Genomic DNA, 15,261 nt, shown 5'->3' on the forward strand with positions numbered 1-15,261 from the left:
GAATAACGTGATGAAGATAAGAGAATAATTGATAAGTTGAAATCGTGTGCACACAATTGTATACACTTCGCATAAACAATAATTGAAGCGTTAACACAGGTATGCGAACGTGTGTTAACGGAAGTAGTATTACCTACCGCACAGCACGGTAGTTGTTGATCGGAGGGAGGGATTATTCGGTCAGGTCGAAGCGGCGTGGGTAGCCGGGGTGATGCGCGCGGGTGTAGTCGTCTTCGTCTTCGATCTTTTTGTCGACTATGGTTGTGATGGCTTCCAACATGGCCGTCAAGGTGGGCGCGACAACGCGGCGGTAAGTTTCGCCATGATAGTAGTCTACGATCTGATTGGGTTTGCCTGTGAAAGTTCCTTCCGTGTCATAACACAGGTAATCACCGCCGCCATTTTCAAAAATGGGGATCCAACTTACCCGCCACCAATTTCTGATCTTGAATTGATCTTCAGTCTGTTCGGAAGTGGTCAGGTCGTTCAGCTCGTCGCGGTTGAGGAGCGCTTCCTCCAGCGTCATAAAGGTCTTATTGCCAAAAAGGCTGTGCGTCTTGCCGTCAAAGCGTTGGCCGTTCTTCCAACGGTAGAGCTCGCGAAGCTCGGCCGGCACTTTGGTGTCGTATTTTTTCTCGAGGGCCTGGATCTCGGCGTCTGTGAGCGGCGCCTGGAGTGTGGCGTAGAGGGTAGGATCGTTCTTCTGCAGGCTGGCGTCCAGACGGCGGAGGAGGGCCTTGAGGTCGGGCGAAACAAAGTACTCGATGGCCAGGGGACTGATCTCTTTGGCGCGCATCGCTGCCCTGACGGTGACCGTCGTCAGGAAAGGCAGGAGAAACAGAAGCAACACTATTTTCATAGAAGGGTATATACTATATACAACGAAATATAGCAGGATCGTCGCTTAGTCCGTCGAGCGCGTAAGTATTCTTATGAAATTGCTGTTTTTACTGCAGGAGGTTACCAGCTGCTGCTGGCGCCGCCACCCCCCGAGCTGCCGCCACCCCAGCTACCGCCGCTACTCCCGCTGGATGAGGAGCTGCTTCCGCTTGAGCTGCTCGACGAGCGCTCCAGCCGGGCAATGCTATAGGTGCTACGCTTGCGTTTTCCGCAATGAACGCAGCCATTAATCTCTTCTCCCTGCCCCGACGATGAGTAGGTCGCTGCCCGCAATGTTTTCCGGCTAATGAGGTATGACGTCTGCGAACGGCAGTACGAGCAGTTTTTATACCGGGATGAACGATTCGGATAGTTCCAGACCTCGGTATCCTGGCAGGCGGCGCATTGCCACACGTCGTAGTCCACTGAGCGAATGTTCTCTTCGATCAGCTGGGCTTTTGACAGGTATGCGTCGTCGCCCTTCTCGTCGAGCTTGACCATATCCCCCTGGCAGCTGGCACACGCGCGGGGATGGTTGCGATATCGGCGTTTACGGACGAGGTGGTAAAAGAAGTAAGGTAAGAATGGCAGAGGATATAGCAGCCCCATAAAGAACCAATAGACCTGGTTGCTGCGCAGGAACCCGACCACACCATGATAGTCGCCGTCTTTCACCAACCGACGTATGACGCGCTTCATGCGCCACTGGCGGTGCAGCAACGTAATCAGGAAATACAGATACAACCCAAGCATGGCAACGATAAAGGGTTGGGTGCTGCCGCTCACGCCGATGGCGGCAACGATCAGCGTCGGCGCCAGCAGGAACTCCGCGACCCATGCGAGCTTGGTTACCCGCATTTCAGGATATTCTGTATGGGATGGGTTTTTCGAATTGCTGAAGGATTTATTGACCAGCTTGATGGCAAACGACACCAGCAGGATGGGCAATACAAAGAAACACAGAAAGGCGACCGCGCCGGCATAATCGCCCATGCCGTTACTGGTTTCTTCGGCTTCCAGCTCATCGGCATACGCCGGGTCGCTGATCACCTTTACAACCGCTTCGACACCGGCCAGCATGCCGCCGTTGTAGTCACCCTCCTTAAACAGGGGTACCATGTATTCCGTTTGAATGCGCTTGCAACGTGCATCGGTCAGCACCCCTTCCAGTCCGTAGCCCGTGTGGAACCGGATGGTGTGGGTCTCTTCCACCAGCAGGATGAGCAGGCCGTTATCGTTCGCTTTCTGGCCAATGCCCCAGTATGTAAAGAGGTCCTGGGCGAAAGTAAAAATGTCGGCGTCACCGATGGATTTGACGGCGACAATGGCTGTCTGCACCGTCGTGCTGTCTTCCAGGCTCGTCAGCAAGGCATCGAGACTGGCCGTTGTGGTTTCGGTCAGGATGTCATCGGGATTCGACACATAGCTGCCGTTGACGAGCTTTTGGTTGGGAATAGACTCGACCGTCCACTGGGCATAGCGTGTTGGTGCGAGCAGGAAAGACAAGGAGAGGATCAGGTATTTCATGCGGCGTAGAATGCTGACAAGATACGGCAGGCGGCGTAAAAAGAAGGGGTGGAAAGGCCGCAAAACAGGGCAAAATATTACCTCGTCAACAAATGGCGCAACAATGACGGCTAGAATAGGAGTAAAAAAAGCCGGGCGTTTGTATGTGAGGTTACAAACACCCGGATTGGTTTGTTAGTGTACGATCACTTCGCCGCTCAGCACATTGGTGTTGCCGGCAGGGGGTGTTTTGTACCCGCGCACCAGCACCGTTTTATACGCTCCGGCTGGTAGCGACACATTGGGAATGTTCAATACCGACTCGCCACCTGCAACAACTTCAAAGTTGTATGACTGGGCATCCACTTCCTGGAACGGCGTTGCGTTCTTAAAAGACTGCGCATCCGTCAGGTTGCCGGCTGCATCTTTTACTTTCAGTGTCAGCGGAGCAGCATCCGGCGACAGGTTGACAAAACGTATCATGGCTTTGCCGGTGGCCGGCTCGGTAGCCGATGAGTCGTTCAGCACGAGCAGCTCGGCATTCTCATAATTGTCGACGACAAAAATCGAGTATGCGCGGTTGTTCACCAGCGTAATGGCCGTATCCAGTGTTATATTGTTGGCGCCGTATGGGCCCACTTCCAGCGTGCGCTCGCCGGTATGAAATCGCAGGTAGCCGGTATAGTCTGCATATCGCAGCGGCGCGTTGCCGTTGATCAGCCGATCGTCGACGACGACGTTCAATGCCGGCGCGTTCGGTGATGCATTGTACAACGAGACATACGACACGGGTATGTTTACGATATTGTTATTGGAGTCGTCATCTAAACAGCCTCCCATTACCAGGGACACAGCGGCCATCAAAGCCACCATTCCCATCTGAAACGTTTTTCTGGTCTTCATCATTTTTAATTGGTTGTTTTACTAGAATCAATAAAGCGCTACGCCAGAAGACAAGGAGCTTCCGGTACTGTTTCCAGCACAGTGGGCATCTGGTAATACGCTAGAGTAAAAGTTTTATCAATCGCTACAATCCTCCGCCGCTGATGGGCTTACAAGATCTTAGACACCTGAAGGCGCCGAAAGGTTCGAATGCCTGTAGAAAAACGACTTGCCAGCGGGCATTTCGTCGTGCATTTCCGCGCATTTGTCGGCACCTTTTTTTAAGCGATATTGATTTAGAAAACGCACTCTATGATCACACGCATCTGGCATGGACGAACACGCCCGGAGGATGGGGACCGGTATCTGGAACAACTTGTGGTCGCCGGTACAGAAGAGTACCGGCAGACGCCTGGTAACCTGTCGGCCAAAATATGGCGCAAGCAGGAAAATGATGCTTGTCACTTCTGGACCGTTACGGAATGGGATGATCTACCCTCCGTAAAAGCCTTCGCCGGCGACGATTTCCGGCGGGCAAAATATTATGCGGAAGACCGGGGCATCTTGCTGGATTTTGAAGAGCATGTTCAGCACTATGAGTGCTTTGATGTATCGCGCACGAAGATTCATCACTATTTGTACCAGTTGGAGCAAACGTACCACGGCGGCAACTGGCTCGACGAGAGCCTGCTGGGCAAACTGGACGGGCTGACTTCCGAACAGGCCTTTGCCACGCCCGTCCCCGGCGTACACAGCGTGGCCGAGATTGTATGGCATTGCATTTACTGGCGCACCGTATTGATCCACTGGCTGCGGGGCGACAACGTCTACCGCGACGAGACACGCGCGCGCCTTAACTTTTTGCCGCTGGATGTACTGCAGGCGAAGGGTTGGGAGGGATTGCGCCTTGAATTGGAAAATACACAGGTTACCCTGCGTGCTTTGTTGTTACAGAAGGATGATCGATACCTGGCGGGAGAATATCAGCCGGGGTGTACTTATGAAGATGCTGTTGCGGGGACGATTCAACATGACATATATCACTTGGGGCAGATTGGGTTGGTGTTGAAGATTCTGTTGGTGATGGGAAAGACCGTGTGAGTGTGAATGTGTGGGGGTTGTGTCGGTTTGCGGGGTGTGGTAGGGTAGGTTACGACGTTGTCTCCTCGCCAGTCTGAAGACTGGCATCAGGGCAGGTCCAAGTCGCCCTCCCTTTGGTCGGAAGACTTGAACCAGAGAAAACACCGCTCTCACACTTCACACTGTTTCAGGAGTGCATGCGGGCCTGGAAGGGCTCACGCAGGTTGGCGAGGGCTTTGTGCAGTAGATTGTAAACGGACTGTGCGTTGATCTCCATGATCTGTACGATCTCGGATACTTCGAGGTCCTGGTAAAAGCGCAGGTAGATAATTTCTTTCTGGCGCTTGGGAAGTGTGTTGAGCAGCTCGGCAAATTTGCTGGATGTCTCGCGCAGCGTTTGTTCGCGAATGAGGTGGTGCTCGATGGAGAATTCCACGTCGAAGTAGTAGTTGTCTTCGATGGTTTCGACGTTCAGGTGCCACCGGTTCTTATGGAGCTCGCGGAAGATCTTGTGCCGCACGCTTTTAAAGAGATACGACTTCACATAGTCGGTAGCGCCGATCGTTTGACGGTTACGCCAAAGCTCCAGGAACAGCTCTTGCAAGCAATCTTTTACGAACTCGGCATCTTTGGAGAACTTGGTTCCGTAGCTGAACAAGCTTCGATAATGCGTCGTCATGAGCGCCTCAAAGCTGGCCTTACTTCCCCTTCTGAATTCCTCCCAAAGGCTATCGTCTTGATCCGTGGATGGTTGTGATTTCAAGCGTACTCGATGTTAAGCCTGTATTAAGTGGCTTAAAGGTTGAACTTTTTTACGGGATATAAAAGTGTACGCCCTGCTTGCAAACGTTTTTTAACGGCCGAAACCTCATTTTAGGGCCGCTGCCCTTGTTTTTGAAGTTTCGAAAAAAATCTTTCCCCAACGAAGAGTAGAAAATTGCAATCGTTGTCTATTGTCATTATACACACGATTGCGGTCAATGGATCATTATAGACACTATACAGTAGAGAACTTCATCGACGACAGCCGGTTCCGGGCCTGGGTGCGGCGTCCCAGCGCCAGCGAAGACCTGGCCTGGCAGCGGTGGGTGGACGAGAATCCGCAGCAGCGCGTCACGGTAGAACGTGCGCGGGCGATGGTGCTTGCCATTCATCCCGTACACGCCGAAACGATCAGCGATGCGGAGATCCGCCAGGAGGTAACGCAGATACTCGACATCCTCGACGAAGAGGAACAACAACACGTACAGGAAGAAAGGACTTCACGCCGGCCTGTATATTGGTTAACGATTGCTGCATCGGTTACTGTAGTATTTATGGCCAGCTGGTATCTTTTTACCAGGCTCGCATCATCCGACACCGTACACACACTCTATACCGCTGACAACTATCGCATCGAGCGTGTAAACGAAAGTGAGGAGCCCATCCTTATCACTTTGCCAGACAATAGCTCTGTGCTGCTTTCGCAGAACAGCCGGATCGTATACCCCAAGGCATTTGATGGTAACACGCGCGAAGTTGTCCTGGAAGGACAGGCATTTTTTGAAGTAACGAAGAATGCGAAAAAGCCTTTTTATGTCAACGCGGGTCACCTCGTCGCCAAAGTGCTGGGCACGAGCTTCGAGATCGACACCCAGGCGCCCGGACGCCAGGTGCGGGTGATCGTACGAACCGGTACGGTGGGGATTTATACCGACAGCGCTGCTCCGCAGCAAGACCCTCAACAGAAGCCCAATGTGGTGCTGACGCAAAACGAGCAGCTGACCTATGGCGAGGTGGACAAACAGTTGCAACATACACGACTGGAAGCGGCGGCAGTGGATGCCCTTGACGTGCCCGATACCTATCTGCAATTTACCGGGACGCCCGTCGCAGCGGCGTTCCACGCATTGGAGAAAGCGTACGGTGTGACGATTGCCTACGACCCTCAACAGGTCGCGGGATGTTCGGTAACGGCGCGTTTTACAGACGAGCCTTTCGCCCTTAAACTTGACCTGATCTGCCGGTCCATCGGCGTGCGCTATACGCTGGCAAACGACCGCGTGGCAATCGAAGGACACGGCTGTAGAAATTAACCCAAGCTAACCAACCTATGCCTATGAGATAACAGCAATACCACCCCTAAAAAATAAGAGGACCGATGATGTTCGCAGCACCACCGGTCCGGTGTAATAAATAATAATAAAAAACTATCCAATGTATGGAAAAATCTTTACATGTCCATCGCTCATTTTTCATGTTCATTATGAGAGTAGCCATGATTCCGGTTCTAATCGTCCTGACGTGCTCAGGAATGGCATTGGCCACCGAGACCCACGGACAAGACGCCCTAAACCGCCGCATTTCGCTTGATGTCGAAAATCAGGAGATGATCACGCTTCTGAACAAGATTGAAGAAGCTGCCGGCGTACGGTTTATTTACAGCCCCGAAGTAGTGCCTGTGCACGAGAAGGTGAGCCTGAAAGCCACGAACGACGAGCTTGACGAGGTGCTGCAACGACTGTTTTTGCCGTACGCCATCGCATTCGAAGCGGTCGAAGACCAAATCGTCCTGCGCAAGCAGGCAGCACTGGCAGCCATCGCTACGCCGGAAGCCCAACCGCTCGACCGAACCATCACCGGTAAGATCACCGACGAGATGAATATGGCGTTGCCCGGTGTAAGCGTGTTGGTAAAAGGCACGAGCATCGGTACAGTAACCGATGCAGACGGTGCGTACACCCTCAATATCCCGACATCTTATGAAAGCGGCATTCTGCTGGTATCGTTTATCGGCTATGCCACACAGGAGATTCAACTCTCTGAGCGCACACAGGTTGACATCCAGATGGAGCCCGATATCCGCTCGCTGGAGGAAGTAGTCGTAGTCGGTGCATCACTGAAAGAAAAAGACCTGACGGGTGCTGTGGTAAACGTGAGCGAGTCTACGTTGCGCGAGCGGCCGGTGGCGTCTATCAACGAAGCCTTGCAAGGCCGTGCCGCGGGTGTATATATCCGCAACAATGCACAGCCTGGTGGCGATGTCACCATCAAGGTACGCGGTAACAACTCCATGCAATATGGCGCGAGCCCGATCTACGTCGTGGACGGCGTGGTCATGGAGCGCGACTTCAATATGATCAACCTCAGCGATGTGGCGTCGATCAATGTGCTGAAAGATGCATCGTCTACCGCGCTGTATGGATCGCGCGGTGCGAACGGTGTGGTGATCATCACGACCAAGAAAGGCAAAAACGGTGATGGTAAGATCACGTATGATGGCTGGGTAGGTGTACAAGAGTTCTTAAACGACGACATTACGCTTGGCGCGAACGATATGTATAACCTGCGGATCGATGCCCTGGAAAATGCACCGACGGTAGGAGAGGCCTATTATAACGCAAACCCCGGCGCCACGCACGATGACTTTATGCGTGACATCGTATTCGGTCAGAATCGTTTTTCCGACTACGAGCTTCGCTCACACGCTGCCGGCAAAAACTACAACTGGCTTGACAAGGTGACCCGCTCTTCTGCTGTACAGCAAAACCACGTACTCGGATTTTCCGGTGGTACCAACAAAGGTTCGTACTATATCAGCCTCGGCTACCTGGATCAGCAAGGCCTGGTGAAAAGCTCTGGCTTTAAGCGCTATACCGGCCGTATCAATGCCGAGCAGTCTATCAAGTCATGGTTGAAAGTAGGTACTAACACCTCGTTCAGCCGTACACAAGAAGATCTGGTAGACGACCAGGCATTTTCGGATGCACGGGCTGCCAATCCTATGTTGTCGACTGACACGAGCGCCTTGTATCTGGCTTGGGGCAGTAACTGGGATCAGGATGCGGAAAACCCGATCAACACCTTGCGCATCGCCAAAGATCGCAGCAAGAACCGTGTCTTCTCCTCAAACTATCTGAGCGTGAACCCCATCGAAGGTCTGACCATCCGTACCAACCTGACAGTAGACTTTATCGATCAGGAATACTATGAGTATATTCCAAGCGACATCCAACAGTCGAAGCGCAGTGGTTATGCCGGCCAGGCCAAGCACAACATGGACCACGTGTTTAACTTCCAGTGGGATAACTCGATTACGTATGCGAAACAATTTGATCAGCATTCCCTGAGTTTCCTGGTCACGACCAGCATGAGCCGTAACACGTTCAAGTGGACAAACGCCACCGGTCGTGGCTTCCCGCTGGACGACTTCAGCTATTATGGCCTCGGTGCTGCTTACGATCGCAATAACTTCGAGCTCGGCTCGGATTATACACGTTCCGCCCTGATGTCATACCTCGGTCGCGTGAACTATGAATATGACGATCGGTATATGGCGACCATCACCGCCCGGATTGACGGCTCTTCGCGTTTCTCGCCAGGAAACCGTTGGGGTGTATTCCCCTCGGTGGCCCTGGGCTGGAACCTGGCCAACGAAGGCTTCCTGGAAGATCAACAGCTCTTTGATGTGATCAAGCTGCGCGCCGGCTACGGTCGTGTCGGTAACCAGAATATTCCGGATTATGCATTCTATACGCGCTACAACGCGTCTTACTCGAACGGTACAGTTGTATTCCGTCCGAACGACCTGCGCGGTACCTGGGACCTGACCTGGGAAAAACAAGATCAGCTGAACGTCGGTGTAGACCTGGCGGTGCTGAACAACCGCGTGACGTTTACGGCCGACTACTTCAACATCGTCAACTCCAACCTGTTGATGAAGCGGTCGCTGTCGACGACAACGGGCTTCCCTTCTACGATCGAGAACGTTGGCGAAATGACCAACCGCGGTGTAGAGTTTTCGGCTAACGCCGCCGTGGTACAGACGAACGACATCCGCTGGAACCTGACGGCCAACCTGTCGTTCGATAAAAACAAAGTGACCGAGCTGTATGGTAGCACCGATGCTATCTACAACCTGGGTGGCTTTACGAACACCGACATTCAGCGCGAAGGCAACTTCTTCAAGGGCGAGTCGATCAACACCATCTATATGCTGCAATTTGATCGCATCATCCAGGAGAGTGATATGGAATACGTGCGCGGCCTGGTGACGCCGGGCAAGACCCTGCGTCCCGGTGATATCCTGCCGAAAGATCAGCAGAAGCCGGGCGAAGTGGGCTATGGCGTGATTGACGAAAACGACCGTGTCATCATTGGCAAGAAAGACCCTAAATTCTACGGCGGCTTCTCGTCTGTCGTATCGTGGAAAGGTCTTTCGTTGAACGCCTTGTTTACGTACTCGTATGGTGCCAAAGCGGTCAGCTGGTATTATGAGCAACTGATGAGTGGCACGGGTTATACCGCTGCACACAAAGACATGCTCGACCGCTGGACGCCGACGAACACGGATACCAACATTCCCCGCGCCAACTTCGACAACGGTGGTCGCTACTCCTCCGGTGATACGTCGTGGGGCATTCAGGATGCGTCGTTCCTCCGCTTGTCAACGGTAAGCCTGTCATACGATCTGCCCAAGGCAATGATCGGCCGCGCCGGGCTGGCAGACGCGAGACTGTATGTGACGGGTAACAACCTGAAGACCTGGAGCAAGTACAACGGATACGATCCTGAAAACGGTGATGCGTATCCTACTGCCCGGATGTTTGTGGTAGGTGTAAACCTTGGTTTTTAATCAGTACGTAGCGGATCAAAATACATACACTATGAAAAAGATGACAACACGCTATATAGTTCTTTGCGCAGCGATCCTGCTGGCGTCCTGTTCAGACTTCCTGACGGAAAAGCCCAAGGTGCAACTTGTCGAAGAAGATTTGTTTACCGATGACAAAAAGATCGGATATGCCGTAGACGGCTTGCTGACGCAGTGGCGTAACACCCGCCAGGACCGTGGCGCATTGATCTTGTGCCTGGGCACCGACGAATCGCAACAGGGTGGACAGCAGGTACGCGAGAACAGCACACAGGCAGCGCTTGATAAATACGATGCTGCGCTCGATGCGCCCAATTCGACAATTGCCGACTTGTGGAACAAGCGGTGGCCTATTATTGCTACTGCCGCAAAAGTATACCACTTTGCCACTTCCAATGAGCTGAAGGCGTACGGCGCGTTCCTGCGGGGCACGCTTACGTTCGAGTCAGCCATGTTCTGGGGTGAGGTGCCGTTGATCTCGGTAGAAAATAACCGTCAGGCCCGCCAGCCGCTGGCAGACGTATACGCCAGCATCATCAGCGACCTGGAGTTTGCCGGACAATATCTGCCCGAAGAGCAGACCGACCTCAAACGTCCGACACGCTACGCCGCACTGGCGTTGCTTGGAAAAGTATACATGGCGATTCCGGAAGGCGCGGGCACACGCGACTATGCAAAAGCCCTGGAATACTTTGACCAGGTTATTCCGCACTACACATTGGTGTCGGACTACAAGCGGATTTTCGATGCCGAGCAGAATCAAAACCTGTCGGAGTCAATCTACTCGTTCCAGTTCCGGAATGCACAACCCGACAATAGTATGGCCGAGCATCATGCCGGCTCGCGTGCGGTGGCCAACCTGGACGGAAACGTATATTTTGGCGGATATGACCTGGCCCTTCCCACCGAATACTACTACAGCGATGTGGAAGACGGTGGTGTCTGGGAAGCCGGCGACACACGCAAGCTGGCCAGCATCCGGTATGACCTTACGCTACCCGACGGTCGCGTACCAACGTTGACCTGGACGGGGCAACAAGACGAGCTCGGTCCCCATACGCGCAAGTTCGAAGACATCCGCACCAACGGGAAAGTAAACTTCTGGAACGGTGGCTCCATCATGCCGTACCTGCGTCTGGCCGACATCCTGCTGTGCAAAGGCGAGTGTCTGAATGAGCTGGATCAAACCGGCGCGGCGGTAGACCTGGTGAATACAACGGTGCGTACACGCGCCTTCGGTGGCTCGCTCACGGCCGAACAAACCTGGTCGACCGGCATGTCGCAAAGTGATTTCCGTGTAAACATACTCGACGAGCGCATGCGCGAGCTGGCCTTTGAAGGCTGGCGCCGCATGGACCTGATCCGCACCAACAACCTGGTGTCGTTGGTGAAGGCGCGCAACATCTGGGCCGGCGGTACAGACGGCAGGATCGATGCACACCACGTGCTGTATCCGATACCGGATACCGAGATCAAGCTCAACGAGTTTATCGATGTGGACGATCAAAATCCCGGCTACTAACGAAAAACAATAAAGTAAAAAGCGATGCGTACAGTGCATCGCTTTTTATTTTTACATCCCGAACCTGAACAAACCGAATCATGAAGTATGTCTTTTTATGCCTGATCTTTTACGTGCCGGGGGCTCTGCTGGCCCAGGAGACCATTTTATTTGGCGATGGTGGTAAGATCGTGTACAACCTGCAAGCTGGTACCTATACTGTCTCACAGCAAGATAAAGCCTATATTACCGACGCCCGGGCCGTAGTCCACAACAGCACGACTGAAGTAGCCAGCACGGCGTATACCACCCGCACCATCGAACGTAGCGACATCAACGATGCCTTTGGCGCAGGTCAAAAGATTATCATTAATCTGTCGGGCGCAGGACTCCCCGAATTACAACAGGTATTTTATACGTATGCCGGCAAGCCTTATTTTCTTACGGAAGTATACCTGCGCGGCACCGCCGTCAGCAGCAACTACATGGCCCCGCTGGTGTCGGCCCAGGCCTCGATCGGCGTGGCGGGCGACAACCGGGTGTTGTTGGTGCCGTTTGACAACGATACGTTTATTCGCTACAGGTCTCGCGCGATGAGCAATACATTGACCAACGTCAGCTCCGAGGTAACGGCTTACTACGACAATATCAGCCGCACCGGCCTTGTCATCGGCTCTGTCGAGCACGAAGACTGGAAGACGGGTGTACGCACGATCGGCGCCGGCGGCGAGTTGACCGAGCTGACGGCCTGGGGTGGTTATACCGACAAAGACATCACCCGCGACGGTATCACGCACGGCACACTAAGCGGCACTACCGTCAAGTCACCTAAGATCCTGGTGGGTCTGTTTACGGATTGGCGCAACGGCCTGGATGAATACGGCAAGGCCAATGCCCTGGCAGAGCCCCGCTACATCTTTAGCTGGGATAAGCCCACGCCCTTTGGCTGGAACAGCTGGGGCGCGATCCAGGATAAACTGAACCTCGATAACGCAAAGGCTGTTGCCAATTTTTTTGCCAGCAGCGTTCCCGCGTATCGCAGCGGCGGTACAGCCTACGTGGATCTGGACTCGTATTGGGACAACATGGTCAGCGGTGGCATCACCGGCGACTTTAGCAAACTGAAAGCGTTTGCCGATCATTGCAAGGAGCGGGGTCTGCAACCCGGTATCTACTGGGCGCCCTTTGTGGACTGGGGTAAATCCGACCGGACGGTAGAAGGCAGCAGCTATAAGTATTCTGAAACCTGGACGAAAGCGAATGGGGCTTATCATGAATTGGACGGTGCCCGCGCCATGGACCCGACCCACCCGGCCACACAAAAGCGCATTGAGCTGCTCATCAATAAATTTAAAGATTGTGGCTTCACCATGATCAAGGTGGACTTCATTGGCCACGCCGCGATCGAAGCCGACAGTTACTTCGATCCGACAGTGAAGACCGGCATGCAGGCCTTTCGCAAAGGCATGGAGTACCTGGTCGACCAGCTCAACAGCAAGATGCTGATATATGTAGCCATATCGCCCAACCTGGCGACGGGCCGTTATGCCCATATGCGCCGCATTGCCTGCGATGCATACTCCGATATCGGTGCGACAGAATATACGCTCAACAGCACGACCTACGGCTGGTGGCAGACGTATGTATATAACTATGTAGACGCCGACCACCTCGTGTTTAAAAGTGAAACGGCAGGCGAAAATCGTGCACGGTTTGCGTCGGGTCTGATCACCGGGACGCTCATCACCGGCGACGACTATTCGACCACGGGCCCCTGGACATCGACCGCGCGTCAGCTATTGCAGAATGAAGAGTTGCTGGCCATCGCCCGGAACGGCATAGCGTTTACACCGGTAGAAGGAAATGCGGAGCAAGGCGCAAGCGAAACATTTGTACGGACTATTGGTTCGAGTCAGTATGTGGCCGTAATCAACTATGGAGAGAAGAAAACATACGACCTGAGCCTGAGCCGTCTGGGCATTGCACCTGGGGAGTATGTCGTAAAAGAATTATTCACCGGCCAGGTAACGGGTCTGCAAGGCTCGAACCTGTCGCGTGAAGTGCCGCGGCGCGATGCCGCCATTTTTCGCCTGACCCCTGGCACGGTCACCGGCACACTCACGGAGAACGCCAACGATACGGCCACACTTTCCCCCAATCCCGCAACGGACATCGTCAAGATCCAAAGCGCGAAGACCATCCGCACGCTAAAAGTGTTATCGGCAGAAGGAAAGGTGATCAACGAAGTGAAAAACGTAAAGAGCAAGGAGTATAGCTTTAGTGTGGCAAGCTTCCGCAAAGGAATTTACATTGTTACGCTGGCGCACACGGACGGCACGACAAAAGTCTTCAAGGTGATGCGCGATTGATCGAATAGGAATTGGTTTGTGAACAAGCAGACATGCCGGTAATGTTCCTCCCGACCGGACGCCGGGTGTCTGTTTTGTTTCTGCGGAGTACAACCGTCGGCGAGCACAACGTAATCACTGGGGGTAATTTTAGCCTGTCTCTGTTTATATAGCGGTGTGTGGAAAGAATTTCACAAAATAGTCGTTACAACGATCACTAACCTGATAATACAGGTACATAGAAAATCTACGTATATATTACGTAGATATACAGATGCATGCGGCATTCCTGATATGCTACCTTTATAGTGTGTAAAGAAAAAACCCTCCGGATATGACACGTACATGTCGGACTTTTAAGGGGGCCAGTCATACACTTTTTACATGCCTGCTGTTATCAGTAGCATCTTGCTCTGGCGATGATGGCCCCGTCGGGCAGCAGCGAACTGAACAATTAAAAGACAGCCCTACGCCGGGCTACTTTGAAGGTATTATTGAAGGTACACGTGTTGACGGTACACCGTTCTCGGAAACGTTTCAATATGCATACCGCCCGAATGTATGGGTGGGAGGCGACTCGTTGAAATTACATCGCCGCCTGCGTGATGAAGCGCACGCGCCATACCTGCAATTGGACGTGGCCATCCAGCACCGTGGCACCGCACAGGAGGCACTCGTGCCGCTCTATCTGGCATTTGAATTTAGCAAGGCGCTGTCGGCGACAACGCAGTTCTACTTGTATGCCGAGTATTATGGCCGAAATTATTCGAGTGATCTGAAGATCACCCGTTACGACCACGATCAGGCGACAGGCGCTATGCGCTTCGATTTTGCGTACGATGGCAACGGCCAAAACGACAATTCGACCAACCGTTCCCTGAGAATTCGCGGCAGCTTTATCTCGGGAACCGAACCAGTGTTCGCCCAGGTCGTTAACCGTTGGAATAGATAATCACAGCATCGCACCCACGGTAAAGAAATTGACATAGGTTGTTTAGGTTTGGGGTAGGAGGGCCATACACATGGTCCTCCTTTTTTGTGCTCAAACAAAATCCTTGGCCCGGGCTTGAATTTTTTGAGCCGATTCCCGTATTATTGCAAGCCTTACGACAAAACCCAGACCGTTCGTCGCAGCGCACACGTCTCCGACAATGACACAGCATACTAACAGCAAAACGCTCGCCTTTTAAAGACTACCCTCGTTTAACTTATTCACTCAGCATCCTTAATCGTACATGAATTTCGAAATTGAACTTGGCCAGCACTACCTGCTGGATGGCAAGACCGACGTTATCGCGTTAAAAGTTGTGAATCGTTCCAAGACTGTCTACAATGTGGAAATCCCCGGCAAGTCGATCCTCTCGGTAGAACGAGAACGGCTGTCGAAGATCGTAGCAGAAACCGAGGCACCTCGTAACGGCTAAGCGCCGCCT

General features: G+C 53.1%; 11 protein-coding genes. 7 read left to right on the forward strand and 4 right to left on the reverse strand.

What is annotated here, in order from left to right:
• Positions 1-172 precede the first annotated feature (172 nt).
• The 3 genes from KK062_RS24825 to KK062_RS24835 form a co-directional block, all read right to left on the reverse strand.
• Positions 173-859, reverse strand: coding sequence for an SMI1/KNR4 family protein (locus tag KK062_RS24825; RefSeq protein WP_254087070.1), 687 nt, complete (start codon positions 857-859; stop codon positions 173-175).
• Between the two features lie 101 nt (positions 860-960).
• Positions 961-2,406, reverse strand: a complete 1,446-nt coding sequence (locus tag KK062_RS24830) for a TPM domain-containing protein (RefSeq protein ID WP_254087071.1) — start codon at positions 2,404-2,406, stop codon at positions 961-963.
• A 174-nt stretch (positions 2,407-2,580) separates the two neighbouring features.
• Positions 2,581-3,291 (reverse strand): DUF4397 domain-containing protein, encoded by a 711-nt coding sequence (locus KK062_RS24835; protein WP_254087072.1) that lies wholly within the window; start codon positions 3,289-3,291, stop codon positions 2,581-2,583.
• Between the two features lie 288 nt (positions 3,292-3,579).
• On the opposite strand from KK062_RS24835, the gene KK062_RS24840 reads away from it, so the two are divergent.
• The gene (locus KK062_RS24840; protein WP_254087073.1) at positions 3,580-4,368 is read left to right on the forward strand and encodes a DinB family protein; all 789 of its coding nucleotides are present in this window, start codon (positions 3,580-3,582) and stop codon (positions 4,366-4,368) included.
• Between the two features lie 166 nt (positions 4,369-4,534).
• On the opposite strand, the gene KK062_RS24845 is transcribed toward KK062_RS24840, so the two are convergent.
• A complete protein-coding gene (locus tag KK062_RS24845) occupies positions 4,535-5,110 on the reverse strand; it encodes an RNA polymerase sigma factor (protein WP_254087074.1) in 576 nt (191 codons plus the stop codon).
• Between the two features lie 217 nt (positions 5,111-5,327).
• On the opposite strand from KK062_RS24845, the gene KK062_RS24850 reads away from it, so the two are divergent.
• From KK062_RS24850 to KK062_RS24875, 6 genes are all read left to right on the forward strand, one after another.
• Positions 5,328-6,422, forward strand: a complete 1,095-nt coding sequence (locus KK062_RS24850; protein WP_254087075.1) for a FecR family protein — start codon at positions 5,328-5,330, stop codon at positions 6,420-6,422.
• 125 nt (positions 6,423-6,547) lie between these two features.
• Entirely contained in the window at positions 6,548-9,961 is a 3,414-nt protein-coding gene (locus tag KK062_RS24855; RefSeq protein WP_254087076.1) for a TonB-dependent receptor, read from the forward strand.
• 31 nt (positions 9,962-9,992) lie between these two features.
• The gene (locus KK062_RS24860) at positions 9,993-11,501 is read left to right on the forward strand and encodes a RagB/SusD family nutrient uptake outer membrane protein (RefSeq protein ID WP_254087077.1); all 1,509 of its coding nucleotides are present in this window, start codon (positions 9,993-9,995) and stop codon (positions 11,499-11,501) included.
• Positions 11,502-11,581: 80 nt separating this feature from the next.
• A complete protein-coding gene (locus tag KK062_RS24865) occupies positions 11,582-13,849 on the forward strand; it encodes a T9SS type A sorting domain-containing protein (protein WP_254087078.1) in 2,268 nt (755 codons plus the stop codon).
• Between the two features lie 313 nt (positions 13,850-14,162).
• Positions 14,163-14,780 (forward strand): hypothetical protein, encoded by a 618-nt coding sequence (locus tag KK062_RS24870; protein WP_254087079.1) that lies wholly within the window; start codon positions 14,163-14,165, stop codon positions 14,778-14,780.
• 283 nt (positions 14,781-15,063) lie between these two features.
• Complete coding sequence (locus KK062_RS24875) at positions 15,064-15,252, forward strand: hypothetical protein (RefSeq protein ID WP_254087080.1); 189 nt, start codon at positions 15,064-15,066, stop codon at positions 15,250-15,252.
• The last annotated feature ends 9 nt before the right edge of the window (positions 15,253-15,261 follow it).

This window comes from Dawidia cretensis (assembly GCF_018598175.1).
In the GTDB taxonomy this organism is placed as follows: Bacteria; Bacteroidota; Bacteroidia; order Cytophagales; family Cyclobacteriaceae; genus Ohtaekwangia; species Ohtaekwangia cretensis.